Source organism: Dyella sp. 2HG41-7, assembly GCF_021390675.1.
Lineage (GTDB): Bacteria > Pseudomonadota > Gammaproteobacteria > Xanthomonadales > Rhodanobacteraceae > Dyella_B.
In genome coordinates, this window is record NZ_JAJEJV010000004.1 from 2,845,844 (window position 1) to 2,872,117 (window position 26,274).

At 56.7% G+C, this 26,274-nt stretch carries 26 protein-coding genes; 10 read left to right on the top strand and 16 right to left on the bottom strand.

Annotation, left to right across the window (positions count from 1 at the left end; all coding sequences use genetic code 11):
• Positions 1-31: 31 nt before the first annotated feature.
• On the bottom strand, positions 32-343 hold the full coding sequence (locus L0U79_RS14070) for a 2-hydroxyacyl-CoA dehydratase (protein WP_233842895.1): 312 nt from the start codon (positions 341-343) through the stop codon (positions 32-34).
• Positions 344-932: 589 nt separating this feature from the next.
• Between L0U79_RS14070 and L0U79_RS14075 the strand changes: the two genes are divergently transcribed.
• A complete protein-coding gene (locus tag L0U79_RS14075) occupies positions 933-2,591 on the top strand; it encodes an MASE1 domain-containing protein (protein ID WP_233842896.1) in 1,659 nt (552 codons plus the stop codon).
• 65 nt (positions 2,592-2,656) lie between these two features.
• Here L0U79_RS14075 and L0U79_RS14080 read toward each other — a convergent pair whose 3' ends face one another.
• Positions 2,657-3,157 carry a hypothetical protein gene (locus tag L0U79_RS14080; protein ID WP_233842897.1) on the bottom strand — a complete coding sequence of 167 codons (501 nt, stop codon included), beginning with the start codon at positions 3,155-3,157 and terminating at the stop codon, positions 2,657-2,659.
• 347 nt (positions 3,158-3,504) lie between these two features.
• On the opposite strand from L0U79_RS14080, the gene L0U79_RS14085 reads away from it, so the two are divergent.
• Both L0U79_RS14085 and L0U79_RS14090 read left to right on the top strand, forming a co-directional pair.
• Positions 3,505-3,915 carry an H-NS histone family protein gene (locus tag L0U79_RS14085; RefSeq protein ID WP_233842898.1) on the top strand — a complete coding sequence of 137 codons (411 nt, stop codon included), beginning with the start codon at positions 3,505-3,507 and terminating at the stop codon, positions 3,913-3,915.
• 581 nt (positions 3,916-4,496) lie between these two features.
• Positions 4,497-5,684: a tyrosinase family oxidase copper chaperone gene (locus L0U79_RS14090; protein ID WP_233842899.1), complete on the top strand. Its 1,188-nt coding sequence runs from the start codon at positions 4,497-4,499 to the stop codon at positions 5,682-5,684.
• 188 nt (positions 5,685-5,872) lie between these two features.
• Here the strand turns inward: L0U79_RS14090 and L0U79_RS14095 are convergent, their stop codons facing one another.
• Positions 5,873-6,142: a hypothetical protein gene (locus L0U79_RS14095; RefSeq protein WP_233842900.1), complete on the bottom strand. Its 270-nt coding sequence runs from the start codon at positions 6,140-6,142 to the stop codon at positions 5,873-5,875.
• 542 nt (positions 6,143-6,684) lie between these two features.
• On the opposite strand from L0U79_RS14095, the gene L0U79_RS14100 reads away from it, so the two are divergent.
• From L0U79_RS14100 to L0U79_RS14115, 4 genes are all read left to right on the top strand, one after another.
• The gene (locus tag L0U79_RS14100) at positions 6,685-7,101 is read left to right on the top strand and encodes a YeeE/YedE family protein (RefSeq protein WP_233842901.1); all 417 of its coding nucleotides are present in this window, start codon (positions 6,685-6,687) and stop codon (positions 7,099-7,101) included.
• A gap of 249 nt (positions 7,102-7,350) precedes the next feature.
• The gene (locus tag L0U79_RS14105) at positions 7,351-7,770 is read left to right on the top strand and encodes a YeeE/YedE family protein (RefSeq protein ID WP_233842902.1); all 420 of its coding nucleotides are present in this window, start codon (positions 7,351-7,353) and stop codon (positions 7,768-7,770) included.
• A gap of 16 nt (positions 7,771-7,786) precedes the next feature.
• The gene (locus L0U79_RS14110; RefSeq protein WP_233842903.1) at positions 7,787-8,653 is read left to right on the top strand and encodes an MBL fold metallo-hydrolase; all 867 of its coding nucleotides are present in this window, start codon (positions 7,787-7,789) and stop codon (positions 8,651-8,653) included.
• Positions 8,653-8,997, top strand: a complete 345-nt coding sequence (locus tag L0U79_RS14115) for a metalloregulator ArsR/SmtB family transcription factor (protein WP_233842904.1) — start codon at positions 8,653-8,655, stop codon at positions 8,995-8,997. Before L0U79_RS14110 ends, L0U79_RS14115 begins: the two co-directional genes overlap by 1 nt.
• Before the next feature lie 54 nt (positions 8,998-9,051).
• Here L0U79_RS14115 and L0U79_RS14120 read toward each other — a convergent pair whose 3' ends face one another.
• The gene (locus L0U79_RS14120) at positions 9,052-9,942 is read right to left on the bottom strand and encodes an SDR family oxidoreductase (RefSeq protein ID WP_233842905.1); all 891 of its coding nucleotides are present in this window, start codon (positions 9,940-9,942) and stop codon (positions 9,052-9,054) included.
• Positions 9,943-10,035: 93 nt separating this feature from the next.
• On the opposite strand from L0U79_RS14120, the gene L0U79_RS14125 reads away from it, so the two are divergent.
• The gene (locus L0U79_RS14125) at positions 10,036-10,878 is read left to right on the top strand and encodes a helix-turn-helix transcriptional regulator (RefSeq protein ID WP_233842906.1); all 843 of its coding nucleotides are present in this window, start codon (positions 10,036-10,038) and stop codon (positions 10,876-10,878) included.
• Positions 10,879-10,951: 73 nt separating this feature from the next.
• On the opposite strand, the gene L0U79_RS14130 is transcribed toward L0U79_RS14125, so the two are convergent.
• The 7 genes from L0U79_RS14130 to L0U79_RS19310 all read right to left on the bottom strand — a co-directional run bounded on the left by L0U79_RS14130 (position 10,952) and on the right by L0U79_RS19310 (position 17,859).
• Positions 10,952-11,314 (bottom strand): hypothetical protein, encoded by a 363-nt coding sequence (locus L0U79_RS14130; RefSeq protein WP_233842907.1) that lies wholly within the window; start codon positions 11,312-11,314, stop codon positions 10,952-10,954.
• Between the two features lie 108 nt (positions 11,315-11,422).
• Positions 11,423-12,076 (bottom strand): glutathione S-transferase family protein, encoded by a 654-nt coding sequence (locus L0U79_RS14135; RefSeq protein ID WP_233842908.1) that lies wholly within the window; start codon positions 12,074-12,076, stop codon positions 11,423-11,425.
• A 79-nt stretch (positions 12,077-12,155) separates the two neighbouring features.
• Positions 12,156-12,800: a glutathione S-transferase family protein gene (locus L0U79_RS14140; protein WP_233842909.1), complete on the bottom strand. Its 645-nt coding sequence runs from the start codon at positions 12,798-12,800 to the stop codon at positions 12,156-12,158.
• A 213-nt stretch (positions 12,801-13,013) separates the two neighbouring features.
• Positions 13,014-13,304 carry a hypothetical protein gene (locus L0U79_RS14145; RefSeq protein WP_233842910.1) on the bottom strand — a complete coding sequence of 97 codons (291 nt, stop codon included), beginning with the start codon at positions 13,302-13,304 and terminating at the stop codon, positions 13,014-13,016.
• 105 nt (positions 13,305-13,409) lie between these two features.
• Positions 13,410-13,733 (bottom strand): AraC family transcriptional regulator, encoded by a 324-nt coding sequence (locus L0U79_RS14150; RefSeq protein ID WP_345778437.1) that lies wholly within the window; start codon positions 13,731-13,733, stop codon positions 13,410-13,412.
• A 140-nt stretch (positions 13,734-13,873) separates the two neighbouring features.
• Positions 13,874-15,250 carry a serine hydrolase domain-containing protein gene (locus tag L0U79_RS14155; protein ID WP_233842912.1) on the bottom strand — a complete coding sequence of 459 codons (1,377 nt, stop codon included), beginning with the start codon at positions 15,248-15,250 and terminating at the stop codon, positions 13,874-13,876.
• A 281-nt stretch (positions 15,251-15,531) separates the two neighbouring features.
• On the bottom strand, positions 15,532-17,859 hold the full coding sequence (locus L0U79_RS19310; RefSeq protein ID WP_233842913.1) for an EAL domain-containing protein: 2,328 nt from the start codon (positions 17,857-17,859) through the stop codon (positions 15,532-15,534).
• A 551-nt stretch (positions 17,860-18,410) separates the two neighbouring features.
• On the opposite strand from L0U79_RS19310, the gene L0U79_RS14165 reads away from it, so the two are divergent.
• Positions 18,411-18,800, top strand: coding sequence for a hypothetical protein (locus tag L0U79_RS14165; protein WP_233842914.1), 390 nt, complete (start codon positions 18,411-18,413; stop codon positions 18,798-18,800).
• Between the two features lie 160 nt (positions 18,801-18,960).
• Here the strand turns inward: L0U79_RS14165 and L0U79_RS14170 are convergent, their stop codons facing one another.
• From L0U79_RS14170 to L0U79_RS14180, 3 genes are all read right to left on the bottom strand, one after another.
• The gene (locus L0U79_RS14170; RefSeq protein WP_233842915.1) at positions 18,961-19,578 is read right to left on the bottom strand and encodes a hypothetical protein; all 618 of its coding nucleotides are present in this window, start codon (positions 19,576-19,578) and stop codon (positions 18,961-18,963) included.
• Between the two features lie 194 nt (positions 19,579-19,772).
• Positions 19,773-20,210 (bottom strand): YciI family protein, encoded by a 438-nt coding sequence (locus L0U79_RS14175; RefSeq protein ID WP_233842916.1) that lies wholly within the window; start codon positions 20,208-20,210, stop codon positions 19,773-19,775.
• Between the two features lie 122 nt (positions 20,211-20,332).
• On the bottom strand, positions 20,333-21,208 hold the full coding sequence (locus L0U79_RS14180; RefSeq protein WP_233842917.1) for a LysR family transcriptional regulator: 876 nt from the start codon (positions 21,206-21,208) through the stop codon (positions 20,333-20,335).
• A 102-nt stretch (positions 21,209-21,310) separates the two neighbouring features.
• On the opposite strand from L0U79_RS14180, the gene L0U79_RS14185 reads away from it, so the two are divergent.
• Positions 21,311-22,384: an alkene reductase gene (locus tag L0U79_RS14185; protein ID WP_233842918.1), complete on the top strand. Its 1,074-nt coding sequence runs from the start codon at positions 21,311-21,313 to the stop codon at positions 22,382-22,384.
• Between the two features lie 27 nt (positions 22,385-22,411).
• Here the strand turns inward: L0U79_RS14185 and L0U79_RS14190 are convergent, their stop codons facing one another.
• Both L0U79_RS14190 and L0U79_RS14195 read right to left on the bottom strand, forming a co-directional pair.
• Positions 22,412-25,408 (bottom strand): glycoside hydrolase domain-containing protein, encoded by a 2,997-nt coding sequence (locus L0U79_RS14190; RefSeq protein WP_233842919.1) that lies wholly within the window; start codon positions 25,406-25,408, stop codon positions 22,412-22,414.
• Positions 25,409-25,615: 207 nt separating this feature from the next.
• Entirely contained in the window at positions 25,616-26,164 is a 549-nt protein-coding gene (locus L0U79_RS14195; RefSeq protein WP_233842920.1) for a hypothetical protein, read from the bottom strand.
• Between the last annotated feature and the right edge of the window lie 110 nt (positions 26,165-26,274).

The following is a 26,274-nucleotide window of genomic DNA, read 5'->3' on the forward strand; positions in this document are numbered from 1 at the left end:
CGAGCAAGTGCGCCCAGGTCTAAACCTGCCCCTACGCGTCAGACCCACTGCTTTTCGGCTTCCGCCCCCGCTTCGGCTTCGCGTTCACCTGGGCGATCAGGCTTTGCAAATACGCAATGCCCTCTTCCTCAGGGAAAAACGCCACCACGTCGGCCACCGTCAACTTATGCCGTTCGCGTAACGCCAGAAACTCCATTTTCGCCTTCTCCATAGCTGACATGGCAGCTTGTTTGGCCGTCTGCTTTTTGGTCGAACGCTGCTCGGTCGAGCGCTTTTCGATCTGTTGATCGAGGGCGGCAAGTTCTTCCTGGAAGCGGCGGAAAGCGTCTTTCTGAAGGCTCATGGCGTGGGGGGATGCGGCGGGACTGGTGATTATCTCATACGGCGAATGGCTTACCCATGCGCCAAGCTGACTGCTTGGGATGCTCTGATCAATTCCACGTAGGCGTCACCGGCTTGTCCGTTTGCAGGCCATAGGACCATCGGCGAAGGCAGACTGGCTGTCTGTCGAGACGATGGGCCGAAGGCATGCAAGCGGACAAGCCGGCCCGAAGGGTGATGTCCAGAAGGCGCGCAGGCTGCGCCGCGTGGCTTGAACAGACGGCCAGTCTGCCCTGCGCCACGCAACACACCCTGCGCGCCTTCTGGACATCATGCCGCCTACGTGGAATTGATCAGAGCATCCCTTGGAATACCGGGCGAAAAAACGTTTTCATAGGAGCATAAGAAAGCGTGACGCAACTCCCGTTCTAGGCTCGCATCTTCACGTTTTAAAGCACCTCGCTGCGTATCATTCCCTACACGTAACCCTTCGCAGCCTGTCGACGCGGCCCGAATGGCACGGTCTAAGCATTGCATGGTCTTGCATCATCGGAAGTCATACCGCCCAAGGACGGCAGGGTGCGGTAAGCCAATGCCCAGGGATGCAACAAATGCTCACATCCATTGCCAACAATAAGTGGTTGCGCCAGCTGGCGGTTTTCGTCGCTTATACGGCTGCCTATCTTTTGCTGCGTCCGTATTCGAACGGTATTTGGGCGATTACCGGCGGCCTGCGCCTGAGCGCATTGGTGCTGCTTCCCTACCGCTATTGGCCAGCGCTTATTTTGGCCGACACCGGTCCGCTTATTTACGACAATATCCCGTGCCTGCCGCAATACGGTCTCACCTGGACCATTTGCAACTCGATCCCGCCGATTTTGTTCGCCATGCCGGTGGTGTGGTGGTGCCGCTACAAACTGGCGATGTTCCCGTCCAAGCGGTTGGTGCGCGCCAATGCGCTGCTGCTGTGCGTAGCGCTGGTATCGCTGGTGTGGACCATCACCACGGTGGCCGTGCTCGCCACCGTTTCGCCGCCGTCCGCCGCGGCGCATCCTTACCACATCCATAAGTTGGAAGTGGTGCAAGTCTTTCTCGGTAAATACGCTGGCATCCTTACGGTGCTTCCGGTGGTGCTGGTGTTGAAGCTGCAAAAATCCGCGCCGCTGCGACAACGCATGCTGGGCTGGGTACGCAGTCAATTGACGATGGAATCGCTGGTGCTGCTGTTGCCGACGCTCGCCGTGCTTTTTTGGGTGAATCACCGCGCCTCGCCCGATGCGCAGCAAGTGATTCGCATGGCGATGTTCTTGCCAGTCGCATGGCTCACCGTCAAACACGGTTGGCGCGCGGCGGCGATAGGCATTGCGGCCGTGTTGAGCGCCATCTTTATGGATCTGGAATCGCGTGTCGGTGCATTGGACGTGCTTGGCACGCAAGCGTTCGTCGGCTTCTCCGCTACTTGTCTGTTTGCATTGGGCGCACGTATCGCTGTGCAAAACGCCGCCGAAGAACAAGAACGCCTCGACGCGCACACCGCCGTAAAACTCGCACAGCAAGGTCTCTATCTTTGCGAACTGCGCATGCGCCAAGCTGCGCAAACGCTGGAACAAATCGGCGGCACGTTGCAGCTGACGCAAGCCCGCCTGCTCAATCGGTTCAAGCACATGTTGCCGCCGATCGAAGGTCAAACCTATTACAAGCAAATGGCGTCGACGCAGCACCAGGTTCATCAACTGGTGGAATCCATGCATCCCATCGCCTGGCGCGAGCGCGGCTTGCCGGCGGCGATGCGCGAAACCATCGGGCGTTCGCTGGACGAAGCCAATATCGCCTACCGCTTCGACCTGAAGGGCCGTGGCTTGAGCCAGCTGTCGCCCGGTGTGCATGCGGCCATTTATCGCCTGGCCTGCGAGGCAGCCGTGCACGTATTCGCGCAACAGGCGTGCACCACCATGACCATGACGCTGCGCGGCGGTTTCACCCATGGCCAGCGCTGGGCGGTGCTGCGTATTTGCGGCAGCTGGGACGATGCGCACGCAGCGCCGCTCGTCCACACCAAACAGGAAAGTCAGCATCTGGCGGCGAAACTGGGCGCCAACGGATTAGGCCTGGTCGCCATGCGCGATTTTGTTCGCCTATATAACGGCGACCTGCACAGCGCGACCGAAAACAATCAATTGCGGATTACCGCGTTAGTGCACGACGTCAGTCAGCGGGCGCAAGGGGCCTTCGATAAATCGCCCGAACCGCGCGAACTGTATATTCGCTGAGCAAATCCCGAATGCAAAAAAAGAGCGATCGCGAAGCGACCGCTCTTTTTATTTGGGAGCCGCCATCAATGACTAGGCTGGCGAACGACTTGGCCCGTGCAATTGAACGGGTCCGTGCACGTGCCGGTATCCGACGAATCTGCCGGTGTAATCACATTCACTTGCGACGCACCCGTCGCGGTCGGCGTTACCGTAATACGCGTGGTCGTGTCGCTGTAGACCGTTTGCGCATTGTCGAGCGTGGCGGATAGGCCATTTCCGTGCAGCGTGCTCACATTGCCCGCATCCACGCCGATCGGCAGCACCAGGACAACGTTGTCCGCCACCGCCACCGCGGCACGCACCGTGCCGTTCGCATCATTGATTTGAAAGTAACGAATACCGTCCCGCACAAAGACATAAACATGGTAATGCGGGCTGACGCTGACATCCGCCGCGTTCGGCCACGCTTGACCCAAACCTGTCACGACAGCTTGGTGGGCCATGGCGGGTGTAGCCAACATGGCCGTCATCAGCGCCGTTGCGGCGACCGTGCGTAAAGCAAAACCCAGTGGCTTGCGGATCATATAAACCCCCTTATTTGTCCGAGCGGCGGTACCTCGCAAGCTCGCATCTAACACCAGCATGTGTGTAAATCGCGCAAACAACCGTCGGTATGCATCCGAACCCATTATTCAAATAAAGCCGCGATTTATTAATCGCGACTCCGATCACTCTTTTGAAAAAACCTCCGCCCGATTACCGACGCACTTGTCTATATAGGCCCACACTTGTGTACGATTTTTAACAATACGTAAGAAAAAGCCACGCACGACATGGCGCTGCACCGACTGGTGGCGGTTTGCAAAACCTGTTCATATTTACTAGCCTTTTTAGGCTGAGCAGTAGAAATAATCGACAATAAGGACAACGCATGGCCATTGATTTGAAAGCCCTTTCACCGAAAGAACTCCAGTCGCTTATCGCCAACGCGGAAGCGCAGATGCACGCAGCAAAAACCAACCAAGTGCAAGAACTTCGCAAAAAGATCGACACCCTGCTCAGCAACGCCAACCTCACCCTCGCCGACGTCTACCCCACGCGCGGCGGCAAAGCCAAAACCGGCAAGCGCGGCGCCGTCGCCCCCAAATACCGCAACCCGGAAGACCCCTCGCAAACATGGACCGGCCGCGGCAAGCGCCCGCTGTGGTTCGCTGCCGCCGTTAAAAAACGCGGCGTCACGGCGGAAAGTTTGCTGATCGAAGGCGCCGTTGCCAAAGCCAAACCCGGACCGAAAAAGCGCATCGCTAAAAAAGCGGGTCGTCGTAAGGTTAAGCGCGGTTGATCGCTCTATAAGCTTGCGTCGGCACATTGACGCCCAAATGCTTTTTGCTTCATTCGTTCGATGAAAGACTAACCTGCCATTCCACCGATATGGCGGCGCGCTGGTAGAAGGATTGGCCGTGAGTATTCCGGCCAATCCTGCTAGCCGAGATCTCAACACTTGCCTAATCGTCATTCCAGCGAAAGCTGGACATAGTGCGCAGCACGAAGAACGTCCGAAGGACGGCCCCGAAGGGGGAGCGAAGCGAATCATCAAGTGACTTCGGGCTGCAAAGACGCTGGATTCCAGCTTTCGCTGGAATGACGATTAAGAGCAACCCCAAAACCTTCCTATCTCGCGCTTTAGCGATAGCACCGGCGAATCTCTTCTCTCGGCGAGGCATCCAACGCGCCTACGCACACAATGAAATCGCCCACACACCAACCGGCGCGCGACGACATTCAAATCCAATTTCGTAATGGTACCAATGTGTGTGCGAAGCGATTCGCATGCCAAAGCAGTCTGTTCTTTGGTTCGATTTACCCGAAGCGCAAAGCAAGACAAATCCAGGAAGCAACAAACAAAACGACCAAGGAGTGTCCATGAACGACATCACTGAGAAAAACCGAACACAAAACCCACTAGCGTTGAATTACAAGTTCGAGGGTCGTCAGGTGGAAATCCACCCCAATGCGCTACCCGATGACGGAGGACTGTTCAAAGATGCCATCTTCATTGACGAACAACCCCTTGCCGTTCGTCGAAGAAACGGCGGCGGTTACTACAGCGCCTTCAATTTTTACGAAGCCTTCGCCACGCTGCAAAACACGGCCAACGCCGCCGTGGTCGCGCTCGATGATTCGCAGCTAGCTCCTTTTCTCGAAGGCCGGGTTGGCAAATTACCAAAGGGACTTCCCGACCTGAATAACCCAGGCCCACTGCGAGTTCGAAAAAATATTCTGCGGATGACTGCAGAAGAACGTGACCAATTCATCAACGCGGTCTTGGAATTGAAGCATCGCTACAACATCAATGTCGGGTGCTACGACGATATGGTGAGGGTGCACGTGGATACCATGATTGACCATTCATGGAGTGCACATGGCAATGCATTACTCCCATGGCATCGTCTCTATGTCTATCACTTTGAAAGCCTTCTACGTGCGCTTCCAGGTTTCGAGAACGTCACGGTACCTTACTGGGACTGGACGCAGCCTCTTGAAAACGGTGTATTGCCATTCACCGACAACTTCCTCGGCGGCGGCGGCGAGATACCGGATAACGGGGAGCAAGGAAATGTATTAACGGGCCCGTTCGCGTATGAAATAGGTCGATGGAATACTTTTGTCCGGCCGACGATGTTTGACCCCAACCCCGAACCTTCCCTCAAGAGGCGGCGAGCGGACCAGCTATTTGGACAAACTATTGTCCAGCCGACTGAACTACAGAGGTTGTTAGCCATCGACCGATTTGTCGACCAGAACAACAGCGGGTTCAACCATCAGGCGAACCAAATTCTGCACAATCCCCCTCATAACGTAGTTGGAGGCGACATGGGAGGTGACGCTTCTCCCAACGACCCCATCTTTTGGATGCATCACTGCATGCTCGACAAAGCATGGGCGGACTGGCAGGAACGTCATTCCGACACGCCACACTACGAAGAAGACCCAAGTGACATGCATCCCATCGCTCCCGACGCAGCATTAGAACCATGGCTCGAAGATATTGGCCGTCGCGTCACTTCTAACGATCTTGTCGACTACAAACGGCTCTATATCTACGAGTAGTTGAAGAAGCGAAAACTCGATCAGGGAGATCGGATGACGCGCTCATCTCCATCTCTCCACATTTTCTGCTCGTCCTCCCGGCGAGGTGCTTTTCAACAGCAATGCTTGTCAAGCCGGGACCCAGCGACTTTCGCAATCTTTACTACGCCAATGAATGCGCAGGCTGGGGTTAGCCCCAACCTGCGTGTTCACTGCGACTGCGCCGAACTCGCAATCGGTGTGACATGCGCAATAGCATCCAACACCTCGCCAATTTGACAACTCAAATCGCCAAACAAATGCCCCAAGGGCATGCGCCGAATAACCAGCAGCGCTTGGTTGTCGACATCGCACGACGCCACGCCAGCCAACTGCGCCATCAAAAACAACCTATCCCGCGCCTCGCACAATTGGTTGTAGTCGCCTTGGGACAGCACATAGCCTCCCTCGGAAGGGAGATCGATCAAGAAGTGTTTCATGGGCTTTAGTCCATACGCGTAGGTCACGCCATGCATTGCGCATGGCGTGAAGGGCTACAGGAAAAATCCTGCCTAATTAGAGGGGTAATCCGACTACATTCCCTAACTAGTGCCCACTTAGTCCCGACGCCGTCCAGTATGAACGGCGGTGGAGTAGTACTAAACGCGGCGTGGCGGGGGCTCGCGGGTGCGAGCGTGCCGTATGATCGGGGATAACCATGATCAACATCCTTAGTGTCGGTTGTGGCCAGCGGATCGTTTGGGCTGCTACCCAGGCGATCCGCGCTACTCCACCCATGTCGGGTGTGCCGGGATCGTTAGCACGGAGGCACACCCGACTTGCGAACCTTCGCATAACGCGAATCGGATATCTGTAAGCGGACGCGGATTTGTGTCGGCGGGAAAGCTGACGCGTGTAAGCGAAATGCATCGCCGAATAAGAGCTGCATTTCCCGACCCCTTTGTCGCCAATGGGAGGCACTTGCCCGCCTGGCCTTCCCGGTTATATATTCATACTTTCTAATATACGAATTAATGTAATTATGGCTTATTGGCTGTCCTCAAGCCTTGGCGGCGTTCTGATCGGTCTCGCTGCCGTACTCCTTATGGGAGCGCTCGGACGTATCGCCGGTATCAGCGGCATCGTCGGTGGCCTGGTTTCCACGCCTCCAACATCCGACCGTGGCTGGCGCTTAGCGTTTTTGGCCGGCCTTATTCTTGCGCCGTTCGCCATGCGTTTCTTCATCGGCGAAAACGGCATCGGCCAACCCACCATAAGTTGGCTGTGGATGGTAGTGGCAGGCCTTTTGGTTGGCGTCGGAACCCGGCTCGGCAGCGGCTGCACCAGCGGTCATGGCGTATGCGGTATCGCGCGATTGTCAGCGCGCTCCCTCGTGGCGACGCTCATTTTCATGCTCTTCGGCATAGCCACCGTTTTCATAACCCATCATATCCATTGAATAACACCAACTCTCAACAACACGAAGCACAGTCCCCTCCCCTGCTTGCAGGGGAGGGCTAGGGTGGGATGACGCGGGCAACGCTCGCGTCCTTCATCAAAGCAAGCCATGAATAAGGCATCTCCGATGCATCGTCGCAAGACCGCTTCACCCCACCCCAACCCTCCCCTACTACACGTAGGGGAAGCAGCAAAACGCGCGCGCCGAGACTCAGTGCGAATCAGGCCGTCTCTTCGGGACACCGCACTTATGAACCACATCGTGGCTTTCATTGCAGGCCTATTGTTTGGAGCTGGCCTCGTGCTAGGCGGCATGACGCAACCCGCGATCGTCCAAGCATTCCTCGATATTGCCGGCCAGTGGAACCCAAGCCTGCTGTTTGTCATGGCCGCTGCCGTACTCACCACCATGATCGGCTACCGCCTTGTTCTACGCCGCCCACAACCGTGGCTAGAACGCGAATTCCATTTACCCAAATCAAAAAACGCCGACCGGAAATTAATCGTTGGCGCCGCACTATTCGGTATCGGCTGGGGCATCGCGGGCTATTGTCCTGGCCCTGCCCTTACGTCACTCTCTGGCGGTGCGCCATCCGTCTGGCTGTTCGTCGCCGCCATGGCATTCGGATGGTGGCTTATAAGCCGTATCTCGTCCCACAGCGCTTCGTAATGCGAGGTTATTGAACATGAAAGCGCCAGAGATCAAAGCGTTTTTCGACGAACCGACCAATACATTTAGCTATGTCGTATGGGACCCGCAAGAAAGACAAGCCGCCATTATCGACAGCGTACTGGAATACGACCCCGCATCGGGTCGCACCAAACACAACGCTGCGGACATCATCGTGGCGTTCATCAATGCCAACAGCCTCCACGTGCAGTGGTTAATCGAAACCCACGTGCACGCCGATCATTTATCTGCATCTGCTTATATCAAGGCGCTCGTCGGCGGAAAAATCGCTACGGGCGAGCACGTCCAAACCGTTCAAAACGTCTTCGGAAAACTATTCAACGCTGACGCAGATTTCAAACGAGACGGCAGCCAATTCGACCATCTCTTTAAAGACGGCGAAACATATCGCGTAGGCCAAATCGAAGCCACCGCGATTGCCACACCCGGTCACACTCCATCTTGCATGACGCATTTGATCGGTAACTGTGCCTTTGTCGGCGACACCTTATTTATGCCCGACTGCGGCTCCGCCCGCTGCGACTTTCCCGGCGGCGACGCCCACATCCTCTATCGCTCCATACAGAAACTCTACGCACTGCCCGACGACACGCAGCTCTTTATGTGTCACGACTACAAATCGGCGACACGCAGCGAATACGCGTACGAAACCACCGTTGGCGAAGAAAAACGCGCCAATATCCATTTGCACGCAGGCGTTACCGAAGCGGCCTTTGTGCAAATGCGCAACACCCGCGACGCAACCCTCGCCGTTCCGCGCCTATTGCTACCCTCGATCCAAGTAAACATGCGCGCCGGCCAATTTCCGCCCGCCGAAGAAAACGGTATCCGCTACATCAAGATCCCCATGGATACGCTGTAATGGCTACCGCAAAAAAACGCCCCGCCAAAACCAAAAAGCGCAAGCTGGATATTCAGACCATGCAAGACCGTTCTGAAGACGCCGCCGGCCTACTCAAATCTATCGGCAGCCAAAATCGTCTGTTGCTGTTGTGCCAGATGGTGGACGAAGAGCGCTCCGTCAACGACCTTTCCGAATCGCTGGACCTGGCGCAAAGCGTCGTGTCCCAGCATCTTTCCGTTCTGCGTCGGGACAAGTTGATCAAAGGACGGCGCGAGGGGCAGTCGATTTATTACTCCATCAGCGATCATCGCGTGCATGCCTTGATGGAAACGCTGTTTACTATTTTCTGCGCTGATGACTAGTAGATAGGCTGGGATGACAATCCCAGCCTACGGATTACCGCTTTTGATCGGGCTTCAAGAAACCTGCAACTGCTCCAGATCGGCAATCAATTTCGGCCCATTCGGCTGCCATCCCAGTTTTCTCCGCGTCTGCTCACTAGATGCAGGGGAATCGCGCCCAGCAAACATGGCGAGCCATCCGAAGAACGCTTGCGCTTCATCGGCTGCGATGGATTTGACCGGTAGGTTCAACCTTGCGCCAAGCGTTTGCGCCATATCGCGCAGCGATACACCCTCCTCCGCAACAGCGTGATACTTCGCGTTCGGCTCGGCTTTTTCGACCGCCAATCGATAGAGACGCGCTACATCGAGTACGTGCGCTGCCGGCCAGCGATTATGTCCATCTCCGATATAGGCGCATGCGCCCTTTTCGCGGAATATCGCAATGGCTTGCGTGATAAGACCCTGGCGCTCTGGATTATGTACCTGCGGGAGACGCACCACGGATACGTTGACGCCTTCGGTGGCGAGAGCGGCTGCAGCTTCTTCTGACGCAGCGCGCGGAATAACATCGGAACCTATCGTCGCGTTATCTTCCTTCGCCGGTTGGCCGGGCACGGTATTGGCCAATCCGGTTCCGGAGGTCACGATCAAGGGCCGAGTCGAACCTTTAAGTCCCGCGCCAAGCGCGGCGATAACGCGTCGATCGTCTTCGCAGTTCGCCACGAATTTCGAGAAGTCGTGATTGAAGGCCAAATGGATAACGCCATCCGAATCGGCTGCGCCCTTTTTAAGAATATCGTCGTCTTCCATCGATCCGCGATAAACCTCGGCGCCAGTCGCCGCCAATGCGGCCGCTTTGTCTTCCGAACGACAAAGACCCAGCACCTGATGACCAGCCGCGATTAATTCTTTGACGACGGGCATGCCGATAAAGCCCGTAGCACCTGTAACGAATATGCGCATGATTTAAGTCTCCAGAAATATCCGGAGACAACTCTCTACGCTAGGATTATGCTAGTAAAGTAGTGAAATTATCCTGTTATAAAGGCTAATAGGATGGACGCGCCGGCAACGCATGAAAATCAGCTCGGCACTTATTTAAAAAACCGCCGCGCGAAACTCGACCCCGCCGCGCTTGGTTTTCCCGCCGGTCGCCGTCGCACACCCGGCTTGCGCCGCGAGGAAGTGGCGCAACGCGCCAACATCAGTCCCACTTGGTATACGTGGCTCGAACAAGGTCGCGGTGGCGCGCCATCAGCCGATGTACTCGATCGCATCGCACATGCGCTCATGCTCACAGAGGTGGAACGCGAACATCTTTTCTTACTCGGCCTCGGTCGCCCGCCAGAAGCGCGCTATCACAAGAACGAAGGCATCACGCCACGACTGCAGCGTGTTCTCGATGCATTAAATCCAACGCCTGCCATTATTCGCACCGCAACCTGGTACGTCGTCGGCTGGAATCGTGCCGCCACCGCCATGATCATGGACTACGACGCACTACCTCCTGAAGAGCGAAACATTCTTCGCCACATTTTTCTGGACCCACGCGCACGCGCATCGCAGTACGACTGGGAAAGCGTGGCCCGCTTCGTCATGGGCGCATTCCGCGTAGAAGCCGCCCGCGCAGGCGCCGCCGCGGAAATTGAACCTCTGGTCGAAGAACTGAGCCGCCTCAGCCCGGAGTTCCGCGCGATGTGGCGCGACAACGACGTGCAAGGCCCGCACGGCGAACGCGTCAAAAATATCCGCCACCCGATTCTCGGCAATATTGAATTTGAATATTCCGCCTTTGCGGTGGATGGCCGGCAAGATCTCAGCATGATCGTCTATAACCCGACGCCCGAGGATGCGGAGCGGGTTGCGGCGTTGATGGATGCGAAAGCGTCGTCGCCTTAATTATGCAGGCTGGGATGCCAATCCCAGCTTTCCGGCGTTCGTTGGTGCTGGGATTGGCATCCCAGCCTACGCATTAAAGTTTGACGCAGGCGTTTCGAATTTCGTCATAGGAGCCCGTTTCGAAATAAATCCGGGCTAATTTCAGCACTACATCGATATCGGCGATGATGTTTTTGCGCTTGCAGAAATAACCTTGATCGCTTTGCCAGAGTCGAACTTCTTCTTCGCCTCCGTCTGGGTCTTCAAACCGCCAATCGCCGCAGAAATTGGACAGCGCAAATCCCACCTTGCTGCCGCCAACGATGTGGAATGACTCCTCATCGTCGCCGCAGGTTTCAACTTCCGCCCAGCTCATTTCCAAAACAGGGTATTCGTTGTCGTCCATTTTTCGAATGGCGTCGGAAACATGCTCCCAGTCGGGCGACGTGATTTCCACGCAACGCCATCGTTGATGCAGCGGGTAATGAACGATGGTCAGATGCTGTGCTGTCATGTCGCTACGCCATGATGGGACGAACAATCCGTAGAATTACGCGAAGCATTATCACGTGGTTGGTAGAGGCGCCGTATTGACCGCTAATTGCGCGGCGAAAGCGCGTTTGTATGCGGGCCGCGCCTCGCCGCGGGCGACGTAGGCGGCGAGATTCGGAAATTCATCCAGAATGCCCGAAGGTCTCGACCGCAGCAGCACCGACACCATCAGCAGGTCGCCCGCGCTGAATTCGCCATCGAGCCACTGCGCGTCGCCCAGGCGATCAGAAAGTTGGGCTAGCCGTTGACGAATGCGGTCCTTGACCAGTGCTATGCGTTGCTCGGCCCAAGGTTTATCGCCTTCCACAATTTTGGCGGTTGTGAGGTCGAAGATCGGTGGTTCCACGCTATTGACCGCGGCGAACATCCACATGATCGCGCGCGCTCTGGCGTGAGCGTCGCTCGGCAATAGTCCCGGATTGTTCTCGGCGATATACAGAATGATGGCGCCGGATTCGAACAGCGTAAGGTCGCCTTCCTCATAGGTGGGAATTTGGCCGAAGGGATGCACGCGCATATGCGTGGGTTCCTTCATGGCTTGGAACGAGACAAGGCGAACGTCGTAAGGCAGGCCAGCCTCTTCCAGCGCCCAGCGCACGCGCGTGTCGCGCGCCAATCCCTTGCCGCCATCGGGCGAACGTTCGAATGCGGTAATGGTGATGGTCATCGTAATGCTCCGTTTGTAGACGATTATCGGCTAAGAAAAAGCCGCGTTTTCTATGTGCGCTACATGCCACTCAGCGCTGCTACGAATTGCGCGCCTTGGCGAGGTAGGCCTTTCTGGCTTCGCAGGTATCCATGGCGCGCTGATATCCTTCGCGCGCGTTGGTGCGGGCCAAATACGACAGCTCGATGTCGCCTAGGGTGACGCCTGCGCTTGCCTGCGCCAATTCCAGCGCGTAAGTCACGGAAATATCGGCAGCCGTAAATCTATCGCCAGCAAGAAACGGCGTGCGCCTCAGTTGTCGCGTCACCAAGCCCAGGCGACTTTCGAAAACGCTCAGCGCCTGGTCGGCGCTCCAATTCTGTCGCGCGGACTCCGGCGCGAAGTTGCGCGCGCCGACGACAAAATAAATAGACGCGGCAAGACCGGCTTCGCCCAGGTGAAGGAACTGTTGATACGCGGGGAATGCAAGATCGCTCGACTCCGGCGCTAACGGCGTTGGTCCGTAACGCGCCATCAGGTATTCCATAATCGCAATGGACTCAACCATGGTGACGTCGCCGTCCCGAATCGCCGGAATAAAACCCGCTGGATTAATCGCCAAAAATTCCGTGTCTTTTTCGACGCCGGCCAAAAGATCGACCGGCCTCAGCCGATACGCCAGGCCCATCTCTTCCAGCAGCCAGACAACGCGGAAGCCCCTACCCTCGCCATAAACGGTAATCATCGTTCGCAGCCCTTCTGCTATTCGGCTTTGTCCCTTCAACACACAAACGACGAACGGGAATGTCGGAAATCGACAAACCTCGTTTCACCTCGAGAATCTGGAGATAAGCATCTATTTTTCTTCGAGTTAGCGAGCGGCCTGCGAGCTTCGCGGTCAGCGGTGCGGCAAATGTCCACATGGAATTAAAGCGGACATCGCCGGTCACGCAATGCGTTACACGTTGAAATACCAAACCGGCGCGCAAGCCACGGCGCCTGCCAATATCTGCGATGCCAAAACCATGGCGGCGTATTTTTCCGTGGGCCTCAGCCATTTGATGGCAAAGAACGCAATGATGGGAATCTGCCCTGCCATCAGTAGCTGAAAAATATGCGCAGCCGGCCCTTCGTCGACCTCACGCGCCGTACCCACAAAAATGAGGTGCGCGGCAACCACGCAAAATGCGGCCAACGACATTGCCAATGGAATCCACGCGCTGGGATGCGTAAACGTGCTCTGGCTCATAAGCAGTCCCCTTTTTAGGGCGAGCAAATACTGTCGTCTTGTGGATTTAATCAGTCAAGCTGCGCACTCCGACCGACTTAATCATTGACACGACTAAGATCCGATTTAGGGACCGGACTCTCTCAATGCTTCAGGCGTTTTCCCTGTCCAGTCGTTGAAGGCGCGAAAGAACGAATTCGGATCCTCAAAGCCCAGAAGAAAACCGATCTCGCTTGCCGAAAGTTTCGTTTGCGTCAGGTAGTGTTTCGCCAAGTCTTCTCGGGTTCGATTGACGACGCTTCGGAAGTTGTCACCTTCTTCTTCCAGGCGACGTTGTAATGTGCGGCTGCTCATCGCCAATCGCGTGGCGACCGCTCCGATCCCGGGCTGGCCGCCGGGAAGTAGTTCGAGAAGTGCGGGCCGCTCTTTGGGCCGCACCGTGATGCACACTCTAGGAATCGCAACGCGACAGCGCTCTAGCGATTCGCGCCATTCTTACAGCAAACGGCGCCGGACTGGCACGCCATTGCCCGATCTACCAAGCGATTGGAGGTCGACGATATCGACCTCCAAGGCGCGCTCTGGGAGTCTCAGTTTTTCGCGTTTTCCACGGCAAGCAAGTCGGCAATTTGCTCGGCCAGCAACCAATGTTGCGACTGTCCTTCGTTGGACGTTAAAGCTACCGCCGCGCCGGTTTCCCAAACCATTTCCAGATTTGCGGTCGTGCCCGCGATGCCGCCCTGGTGACCGCGAATATGTCGGCCGTGCGAGAGCCTTTCGTCGAATCCGGCTCCCACAGCGCCGGGGCCGAAGGGTATTTCGTCGTCGAACATCTTCGCCAACGTCGCCGACTTGAGCAGCTTGCCTTCGTGCAACGCGGCGGCGAATCGCAACAAATCCGCATTAGTCGAATAGCCGCCACCCGCCGGTCCGCTCTTGTACCCAATCTTCAGCCAATCCGCCTTCCACGTCTGGGAAAACACCGTATCGCGGTAATAGCCGACGGCAAGCCCGGGAACAATTTCATCAACGCTGTCGAATCCGCTGGACACCATATGCGCGGGCTCAAAGACGTGACGTTGGATATAGTCGAAGTAACTTTCGCCAGATACGTTTTCGATAATGCGGCCAAGCAACATGTAACCCGCATTGCTGTAATTCAATTGCTTACCCGGCTCGCTCAATACCGGCTGTCGGGCGATAAACCCCACATAATCCGCCGGGTTGACGTAGCGTTCGGAGTGCTCGAAAAACTCCGGCACCAGAAAATCGCCCAAGCCTGACGTGTGGTGCAGCAGTTGCCATACCGTGATTTTCTTCGCGATCGCCTGATCGGGATAGTCCGGAACGAGCTTCGCCAACGTGTCGTTCCACGATAGTTTTCCGGCCTCGACCAATTGCGCAATGGCGACCGCGGTGAACATCTTGTCGATCGAGCCAATGTGGAATTTCGTCTGGTGATCGACCGGTACATTGAAGGTACGCTCCGCCAAGCCACGGCATTCATCGAACACGATCTGGCCGCCATCGGAAACCGTCACGCAGCCGGAGAAATCGGATTCGCTGACGAGTTTGTCCAGTACCGCATGTATCTGCTTCCCCATCTGCGCATGCGAAACGGGGCCTTTCGGCCACTGGTCGTATAACGGATTGTCCATCGGAACCAGCATCGCCTGCGCAAGTCGGTCTGGATGAGCGGTGTCGGCGGCCAACCAGAACAGAGCCGCTTGCTCATTGCGATGTGCTTTCACGGCGACTTCGAGCATTCCAGGTTGATGCGGATCGCTGCGCACGTCGAACACCTCCAGGCCGCCGCTGTTACGCGCCGCCGAAGCCAATTCCGCCGCAAACGCGGCCTTATCGTCCGCCGCGACAGACGCCGACATAATGGTTTGCGCCCACGCCTGGATATGTTCGGGCGTGTCGGCGTTGATATGACGAATCAGGTCGCCAGCGAGTTGGCCCACGGGTGTATCGGGCAACTGTGGGTGTAGCGGTGTCGCGGCCATGCACGGCGCAGCAATACAAAACAGCCAGACGGGTGCCCACAAGGGCGCAAATAAGCGGGTGCGGGACTTAGCTCGAACGACAACGTTGCGATCGATCATGAAGGGCTCACTCGGTCAGCCGCCGACATGGCGGTATCGAGCCCTTAGATACGGCAACTCACTGATCGGATGCAGTACGCAGGTTGGTGCTGCCGCATTATGTCCGCGTCACGCCCTAGCGGACGCTCCGCATCGACATGTTACTCGGCTTTGAAGCCCCCACGCATTTCCACCGTAAAGCTCTGTTCGGACCCGGCAAGACTCTGCGGTGATATCCAGCGTTCAAAGTCAACCGGCGACAAGGGTGGTGAAATGAAATGACCTTGGTATAAGTCGCAACCTTGCAGGCGCAGAAAGTCTTTCTGAGCTTGCGTTTCTATGCCTTCGGCAACAACGATGAGTTTCAAGGTCTTGCCGATATTGATAATGGTTTGCGCAAGAGATTCGGAATTGGCGTTGTCGCCGATGCCCTGGATAAATCGTTTGTCGATCTTGAGTTCCTTGATGGGGAACCGATGCAGGTAATTGAGCGACGAATATCCGGTGCCGAAGTCGTCGATAGCGAGCGCAACGCCCATGGCGTGGATCTGATCGATGGATGTGCGGATATCTTCGACAGCCTCGTCGAACATAACGCGTTCGGTCATCTCCAGAATCAAGTCTTTCGGAGCGAGACCGTGAGCGTCCAGCGTATGGGCGATCAAGCTGGGATAACCCGAACGCTTAAGGTCCGTGGCGCAGACATTCACCGAAATGCTAGGTACCGACAAACCCATGGCCCTCCATGCTGCGAGTTGTCGGCAAGCCTCATCGAGCACCCAGGCATCCAGTTCCGCAATCAGCCCGCTTTCTTCTGCAATGGGAATGAAACAATCCGGCGCAACGTAGCCCATCTTGTCGTTGTGCCAGCGTACTAACGCCTCCGCACCATACAGATCGCCATTCGCGTCGACTCTGGGCTGATAGGCGACGCTGAGCGCTTTCGCTTTGAAGTCTTGCTGCAACGCGATTTCGAGATCAAGATGTTCTCTGGCTCGGCGCTCGTACTCGGGCGCGTAGAAATGGATGCGATTGCGCCCTGCGCTTTTCGCCTGATACATCGCCAAATCCGCATTGCGCAGAAGAATATCGGTGTTCAGTCCGTCGTACGGATAGATCGCGATGCCGATGCTTGCGCTGATGGCGATGCTGGTGCCTCGCTTGGAGTCGAGGGCAACTGGTTGGCGCACGGTCTGTAGAATGCGTCCAGCGACATGCATCGCTTTGAGCACGTCGCAATTTTGCAGAATGGCAAGAAACTCATCGCCACCGATGCGGCTGATCGAATCCCCGACGTGGATATATTCGCGCAGGCGTTCGGCGATTTCGCGCAGCACTTCGTCGCCGACCGCATGACCTTGCGTGTCGTTTACGCGCTTGAATCGGTCCAGGTCGATAAACAGCGTCGCAAAGTTCGAATCGTTCTGCTTTGCGTTTGCGAGGACACGGCTGGCCTCGCGCTGCAGCTGGATACGATTGGGAAGGCCCGTCAAGGAATCGAACCAAGCCAGATGTTGCAGCTGGCTTTCCATTTCAATTCTTCGACGTAACAAGCTGGCGAACATCAGCGACAACCAGATCGACAGCACGGCGATCACGATAGTCACGGTGCCGATGGTGACGGCGCGCCGGTACCAGCCTGCATAGATGTCGTCGGTCGCGAAGCCGACCACAATAATCAGCGGATATTGACCAACCCTTTTAAAGCTGTACAGCCGCTGGAAATGGTCGAGCACCGCCACGCCCACATAGGTGCCCTGATCCGACTGAACGAGCGGCGCAAGCGAGTTGCCGCGAGCGAGCGTGCTCCCGACGTCGGTGGGATGGAATGGCTGCCGCATCAATACAGTTCCGTCGGTGCGCAACAGTGTAATGGTGCCGTGCTGCCCCAGGATCGCGTCCTTGAACATGGCATGGAAGTAGTTGAGGCGAAGCGTACTGGCGACAATGCCGGCAAACTGTCCATCGTCTTGGTTCAGCCGCAGGCTCAATGCAATGGTCGGCTGATCGGTATCGCCTGCCTTGGGCAAGAAAGGCTTGCTCAGATACAGGCCAACATCCTTGTTCTGTTGGTGAACACGGAAATAATCCCGATCGCTGACATTGACCTTCCGCGGCACGGCGGAGCGCGAGTCGAGAATCAAATTTCCTTCGGCGTCGGTCGCATACAGGGTGCCGAGTTCTTTCGCGTCGCTGATCGTGCCGAATTCGACGAGCTCCCGCACATTCAGTGGAAGATGCTGGAGCGCGGGCGTCTTGATGCTTGTCGCAACTTCACGCATCGCCAACTGGAACACATCGAGATTGCGCTCGGTTTCCTTCTCAAGCGAATTGGCAAGATTTTGCGTGGCGACGCTTGCCTGCGACATGGCGTCCTGCCGCATTTGATACAACGAAAAAGCCATCACGGCCGTGGTGGCGAGCGTGATGACAAAGCCGGAAACGATAAATAAAGCCGGCGTCTTCAGAAATGAGGTGGCGACTCGCACTACGTATCATCCTTATCCTGATGACATGCAGCGCAAGCCGGAGCGTCGAGCCGGCAACCTTTCCGAGACCGCAGCCGACCAAGGCGCCACCCAGCCAACGAAGACGCTGCGCAGCACGGCTGCCATAAAGGCGGCGCACCAAAGTCGCGCGAGCATTTTCACTAACTGTATGACCTGTGTCGTCATTCGCCCTGGCCCTGCTCCAAATCCTCAGGAACTTTATCGGTCACATAGGGCCGGAGTTTAGGTCGCCCTGGCGAGGCTGAGAAGCCATTTCAGACCGCACCGCCAGAGATAATCGAGGTTAATTATCTTCCCCTGTAACAATAAGGACTGATCCGGCGTTGGCTAGGGCCTGTTCGCACTATTCGCGTCGAAAGTGATCAAACGTCGAGGATGATGCCCTTTAGATGCGCGCGGGCTACCGTCGTGCTAGCGTGGTTGCCGAGCGTTCCTACCGGACGACTGTTTTCCGGCACGGTAGGGCTTGGAGGTTGCCCGCACGGATTGCCCATGGTTACGCCAGCTCTGACCGCAACGAGGGGGGCAGCATGGGACACGATAAGACTCGTTCGTACGTTTCAGTCGGCGATGTGGACTGGAACGCCCCTGAGCTGAACGATCTGCTTAAGAAGGTCGACGGCTGGAATATCGACAACCGCAACAATCTGCCTCCACAGGAAGTGCAGATCCGCGTCACCTGCGGGTGGAGCGCCAGCAATGCCAGCAAGCCGGCGCTGCTGCTTTGCGAAGCCGATGAAATCATGGTGCTGGCAACCCGCTTCCCCTTGCCGCATGGCGAGGAGGTGCAGGTGCAAAGCCTGATAGGTGAGAGCGTCCGAACGCGCTCCGGCGTGGTGATCGAAGAACGCGAAGGCCAGCGAGCGACGGATCGCGAGCAGAATCTCTGCCTAAACTGGTTACGCATCCGCTCCCGCTAACGGTCAAACGACGTAAAAAGTGATCGAAGGTTGAGCCACTGGGCTTCCAGCTCGTCGATGCTCGTTTTTTTGCGCGCTTCGACCCATGAATTGGGCAGCCGTCGCGCTGAGATGGCTGCCCACGGTTGTTACCACGCAAAGGTGCGAAGTCACCTCACCATCAATGATGCTGCATCTCCGCAGGCGTGCCGTCGGACCACGTTGGCGCAGGAACCAAAAACACCAGAATCGCCGGCAGTCCTTTCATCTCGGTGTGTTGCTCTGGATAAAAGAACCAATAAGGGCTGGACATCACCGGCGAACCCTCTGCGCCGGAACCCCAATCTATGCCGTCTTTAACCAAGGTATCGAACATCAGATGCGGCATATTGTGGCCGCCTTGGTCGGTGAGATACGAAGATTTCGACATCATGTAATCCATCGCGCCGTTTTCGAGGTCTGGCAGTTTTTTGTTTTTGTATGCGGCTTGGAGCGCCGACACCATCTCCGCTTTCGAACGACCCGCCAACGTCATCTTGGCGCGCAGCATAAAGACGGGAATGAGCGAACGCGCCGCTTGCGGATTCAGACAATCGGCAGCCCTAATTTTCGGGTTCCAGAATTCGGGCCAATCGAACGGTCCCGACCAACTTCTGCCCACGATGCAAACAAATCCGTTCTTGCCTTCGACGGCGGTCTCGTAGCCCTTGCGTCCCAACACCAGAACGGTTGCATCACGAGAGATGGATTCCGGCGCTGCGCTGCGCGCCAGCGCTATCTCTGCGTTTCGATCGGCCATAAGGTATTGATCGATCGGGGCTATTTTCGGATACGGATTTGTAGCTTCCTGCGCCATTAATTGATTTGCCAAACCGAACCCAGCGATCAGTAAAAGGCACTTGAAAGCCATTGCGCAAAATTTGTCGTCACGCATCTTTTTCTCCTAGGAATCGATCGTTTCCGTCTGCACACAAAAACGTGATGCCGAATCGCTCAGCCCTTTTCGGGCGCCGGCACAAAGAAAATCTCTCGTAGCTCGACAGCGGCGCGGCAGGCTTTGGCGCCCTTGCGCGCCCATGCCAGCGCCTCGTCGCGATCTGCGGTTTCCAATATCCATAAACCGCCTACTAGTTCCTTGGATTCCAAATACGGTCCATCGGTAACAAGCACATCACCGTCCGGTTGCGACCGCAGCGTTGTCGCGGCGGGGTCCAGGCCACCTGCAAACCTTCTTACGCCCGCCGCGATCATTTCCCGATTGAGCGCGTGGATGTCTTCCATCATCGCCTCGGTATCAACGCGTGGGTCGTCGTTGACGGACGGGTATAAGGCAATCAGGTATTGCGGCATGTTTCCCCCAAAGTGATATTCGATTGGGCCAGTTCCCCAGTCCTCACTATAAGGACGAACGACGAAACCGGAAATCGACACGTGGTCCGAATTAAATGGGTTGGGTTTATCTGGATACGCGCGACGCGTGGAAACGCGCGAACAAGCCGTCGTTGCCGTCTCGTCGGGCGAAGGTTGCCCGAATCACGGCTGATCGCTCTCCCTTAAGCCTGTGCCAGCCGTTCTTTCAAGAATTCGATAAAGCGTTGCGTTTTTGCAGGAACCAAGCGGGTTTCCGTGAGCGCATACACGGGAACCGGCTTGCCATGCCATTGCGGAAGTACGCGCACGAGCCGTCCATCGGCTAATTCGTCCACCACCAACTCATCGGTAAGCAACGCCAAGCCCATGCCGAGGGTTGCAAGCCTGCGAATCAGGCCGACGTTATTGAGCGTAAAACGACTGCGGGTCGTCACCTGAATCGCTTCTTTTCCTTGATGCAAGATCCAAGGCCGGTCTCGGAGAATATTCATGCATTCGTGCTTTTCGAGTTCGGTGGGTTCCGATGGATTTCCCATGCGCTTGAGATATTGCGGCGACGCGTAAATATGCGGCACAAACGAAGCCAACGGGCGTGCAATAAAATGCGAATTCTCCGGCTCACCAATGCGAATCGCGACATCGAAGGGCTCGCTGACAAGGTCTACTTGACGCGGCGTCAGGTCGAAGTCGAAGGAAATGCCTGGATACAACTGCGCAAATTCGGCAATTAACGGCGCGATGTAAATCGTCGCAAAATCGACCGGTAACGATGCACGCAGCACGCCACTGGGCTGTTCAAGCATTTCGCCCAATTCCTGATGCGCAAGCTTGGCTTCATCGACGATGCGTTTGCAGCGGTCGAAATAAACCTGCCCTGCTTCGGTCAATTCGACCTTGCGCGTCGTGCGATGAAGCAAGCGAAGCCCGATGGCTTTTTCCAACGCACTGATCCGCCGGGAAAGCGTTGAGTTGGGAACGCCGGTCACCTCGGATGCCCCGCGAAAACCCTTGGCTTTAACGACCTCGACGAATAAAGCCATGTCATTCAGGATTTCCATTTAATTGCTCCACGAGTGGATCAATGTAATCCACTATACCGCCTTTATCCCGATTATGAGTTGACCCATTATTTCCTCGACCCACTTTTCGAGGACTTCCCCGTGAATCAGCTCTTCCAGTCCGTCCGTCTTGGCGAATACACCCTGCAAAATCGCGTTGTCATGGCGCCCATGACGCGCAGCCGCGCGCAGCTCGATGGCACGCCTGGCCCGTTGGCCGCTGAATACTATGGGCAACGCGCCGATCTCGGTTTGATCGTGACCGAAGGCACGCAGCCGTCGGACGATGGCCAGGGTTATCTCACCACGCCGGGCATTTATACCGACGCGCATGTTGAAGGCTGGCGCAAGGTCACGACGGCAGTACACGCCAAAGGCGCACGTATTTTTATTCAGCTGATGCATGCCGGACGCGTGTCGCATCCGGACAACACGCCGCATCATCGTCAAGGCGTCGCGCCTTCCGCCGTAGCGCCGGGCACGCCGATGTTTACCGTGAAGGGCATGCAAGATATTCCTGCGCCGCGCGCGTTGAGCACGGAGGAAGTGCGTCAAACGATTCAAGATTTCCGCCATGCCGCGCGGCGCGCGATCGACGCCGGCGCCGATGGCGTGGAAATCCACGGCGCGAACTCCTACTTGATTCAACAATTCTTCGCGCCGAACGCCAACCATCGCACCGACGAATACGGTGGATCGCTCGAGAACCGCGCACGCTTCGCCATCGAGGTCGTCAAGGCGATTGCCGACGAAGTCGGCGCAGGGAAAACCGCGATCCGCTTATCGCCCGGCTCGACCATGAATGGCATCGATGAAGGCGCCGAAGGCCCGGATCTCTATCGTTACCTGACGACGGAACTCGACAAGCTCGGCCTCGCGTACATTCACATCATGCATCTGGGTAACGAAACCTTGCTCGAAGATCTGCGCGAGATTTGGAAGCATTCGCTGATCTTGAGTCGCCCCGGTCGATTGCGCGAAGACATTGGCACGGACGTTACGTCGGGACTCGCGGATCTGGAAGCTTATGGACAAATGGTCCTCGCCAATCCCGACTTTCTCGCCAGGCTAAAGACCAACGCACCGATGAACGCCGCGAATTCCGCAACATTTTTCGGTGGTGGCGCGGCAGGCTATACCGACTACCCTGTATTGAGCGAAGTCGCGGTTGCGTGACGAGAGCCGTGAGAACCTGGCGGATGGCTATTGCAGAATCAGCAACCACCCTTTACCAGGTTCGACAGGAATGGCGGCGTCAGGCTTGAACGTCGCCGCAGGCTGAAAACCGGGAATGGCAGGCGCCATCAGCGTTGCGGTTCCCGGTTTGATGCCTAGCGTTTTCCAATCGATGTGCAGATTGACGCGCGTTTGATCTGGCGCCCATGACGCCAACGCAATGAGCGTTTTGCCCTTGCGCACATAGCTGGTCGCGAGCACATCGTCACGACGCGTTTGTATCGGCGTGTCGTGCACCCACCATCCGATCATGTCGGCTTGCTCGATACCGAAGCTGTCCCACAGCTTCCACAGCTCGCGCGGATCGCCACCCGTCCACGGCAAGCGATTGGTCATGCCGAACACCATGCCGCGCCACGGATTGCCGCCGCCTTGCAGCATCTCCCCCATCAAGCCGTACGGAATGCCGGAAATCTCCGTTAGCCAGTAAGAAGGCGAGGTGTGCTGGTAATCGAATTCCTCGCCGAACCAGAGGCGATCGATATAGGGAAACAGTTCCATATACAGCAGCGCGCTGTTGATATAGCCGTCGCGCGGATTGAACTGGCTCGCCGAATGAAGATCGATCAATGGATGCGGACGTCGCGCTTGCAGCACTTTGCGCACGCGCTTCATCGTGACGCGGTCGTACGCAACGTCGTCGAGATAAAGACCATCGATGCCGATATTGCGCGCAAGCCAGTCCAAACCTTCGATGTAGTAGTTATGCCAACGGCTTTGCCCCGCGTCGATCACCGCGGCATCGCGATTCTCCGGCACATGCCAGGCGGCGATGTAATCGCCATCCAAGTGTTCCTGCAGCCAGGAAAATCCACCACCCGGACCGGTGCTGATGATCTCGTGGCCCAGGCTTTCCAGCATCGGCAGTTCCGGCGCGCGATCGGAGAGTTCGCGAATGGTGTCGTAGATCTTCACTTCCATCCCGCGCTGATGCGCCGCGTCCACGTATGCGCGCATTTTTGCAGGCTCAAGGAACGGATAATTGATCCACGGATTGATTGGCGTGGCGTGGTGAATGTTCACCACGTTGGCGCCCTGCCCTTTGATCATGTCCAGATCGTCATAGGCGTGGAAATAGCGTTCCGCGAAATGCTGATCCGGGTGAATCGTCTTGAAGGGCGTGACGCGCATAACGATGTCGTAATGCAACGTTTGCCCTGCGATCATCGTACGCGGCCCACTGAATGCCGTGACCAGATAGCGCGCGCCATCGCGCTTGAACGTCACGCCGCCTTGACCGCCGTTGTCCCACGAGGTGGGCATCACCAATGGCTGGTCATGATAGAAGTTGGTATTGAGCGGGCGACGGTAATGTTCGTCGCGCAGATGGAATTCCAAGCCGCCGTTTACCGCACCGATCCAGGCGCCATCCTGATTGTTTTGCACATTCCAGCGCCAATTGAAATCTTGCGGCGCGTGGTCGCCGGCTCGGCCAAAGCCGAGCTCATACTGCGCCGCCTCGCTGCGCAAGGGAATTTCCAAGCGAATGTCATTCAGCGTGACGGATTTGGTCGCCGTAAGCGCAATGGAATACGTGAGCGTACCGTCGGCTTCGAGGCTGGCATTGACGACACTTTGCAACGATCCCGCGGCGCCTTCAGTTTGCCAATGCACTTTGGCTGGGCCATCGATCTGAACACGCGGCGCGGTGGGCGACGTGAGCGCATGCGCACCACTCGCATCCTGCACCGTCAGTTGCATCGGCGCGGTGAGTAGCGGCATTGGCGTTTTGGCGAAACCGGTCATGCGTTCATCGAAATGACTGTCGATCTGCGCCGGCAAGCCATCGCGAGCGAGTGTGATATCTCGCCCGAGTATGCCGAGTTTCGCGCCGTGCACGGTCACCGCCGTAAAGGGTCTGACGAGGCTATCGTCTTGCGCGAGCGTCGAATTGAGCCAGCGCAGTCGGCTGAGCTTGAAAGGATCGTCATCGCCGTGTGCGACGGCTTCTTCGCTGCCGACGGTAATCACAAGCGGTATCGCTTGCGCAGGCACGCCATCGGCGCTGAGCGTAATGCTGCCGCGATAGACGCCGGGTTTGGCCGTTGCAGGAATATCCAGCCCCATCCATAACGGTTGAACACGACCGCGTGGGATATCGACGTGCGCAACAAACGATTTACCCGTGTAGTCGACGCCACCCAGGTTGAAACACGTAAGCGCCGATGCTGGAATCACTGCGCCATCCGTGCCTTTTAAATCGGAAAAGTTTACCTGCACATTTTTGATGTCGCGCCGCGCCGCCCAGGCGCCGACCTGATAGCTCAGATATTCGCCACGCAGCGCGCTATCGGCCAAATTTCCGCCCGCACCGCGCTGCGCCCACCGCTCGGGAATCTGATCGAACATTCGCACTGGGTGTTCGCGCGTCTCCGGAAACAGCAACCATGGTGCGTTCGGATTGGCGGATAGCAAAGCGTCGATATCTTTTGGCGCAGCCGTGCGTTCCATATCGGTATACGCGTCGAAATCATCGACTGCCTGGTAACCCAGCACTTTTGCTTGCGGCAGTTTTGCTTCGCGCGAAGGATCGTTGGCGCCACTAGCATGCAACCACGCCGCATCGGCGGTGTCGCGCGGCGCCAGATAGGTAACGGTTGGATAATTGGAACGACCGTTGGCCAGGTAAGGCTGATAATAGATGGCATAAACGCCGGCTGTCTTTGCTTCAAATACCAGCTCGCCCGACGTTTGCTCGATATGCACGCGTGCGACGTTGTCGACGATCTTTCCGCTGGGATCGACAACAATGGTTGCGACCTGATCGGGATGCGCATCGCGCCGATGCCACGGGAGCAACGCACGAACTGCCTTGGCAGGCTTGTCCACTTGCACGGTATAGCGATGGTTGCCGAAGCGGTCTGCATTCCAGCGCAACGGCACGGGTTCGATCGCTGCCTTGAGACATGAAACCGAACCCACCGTCACCAGCGCCAACATGCACGACACAAACCGCTTGTTCACCGCGTTCTCCACCCGATTGCCAATCGTGCTGGTGTAGCGCGTAATGAAAATGCAATCAAGCGCGGTAAGTCACGTTGGCGGACCGCGACAAACTCTCAACATAGACGGTGCGCTTATGCGAATTAGTCACATGCACCTTAGATGCCAAAGCGGGCGACTTTCGCCGCCCGCTGGTTTACGACTTATAACCGAGAGACGAAGCCGTTGCTAACGAATCTGATTCATAGGCCGCTGGTCTTCCGTCAGATGAACCACAGTGGGATAGGCGTGCGACATCTCGGGATAATATTTCGCGACGATCGGGAGCCAGTAGCTGGACTGATCGGCAATACGGAATCGGTAAGTCGGCGATCCGTTCGGTCGATAGTAATTATTCAGAGTAAGCAATAGGTCGCCGACATAGTTGATTTTTCCGGGCTCGATAGTGAATGGCATCCGATACGACATCGTTGCGCCTCCACCGTGCGTTCCCAACTCCAAAGTCGTCCAGCTGTAGTCGCCGGCTGGAAGCTCGATCACGATGAGGTTGTTGGGCTTGGGAAGTTTCAGAGTCGTCGACATCGACATGCCATGAAGCTTGTCGACTTTGATGCTGAGCGGCGGATACGCCACGCCACCGACCGACGTTACCAGCACGTTTGCGACCATGATGCCAGTCCCAGCGGGCAGCGCCGCCGTGTCTTTCATGGTCGGATCTGTCGTGCAGCTTGCGAGCAACATGACCAGCGGCAAAAGCCACAGCCTACGTTTGGACATATTTTTCCCCTGTGTAAATCCGTTACCTGAAATCTATTGCTCGCATCCGTCGCGACGCTCGGTTCGCGCCTTACAAGGCCGCGATTCGTGCTCGTTTGCGCTGGCAAATC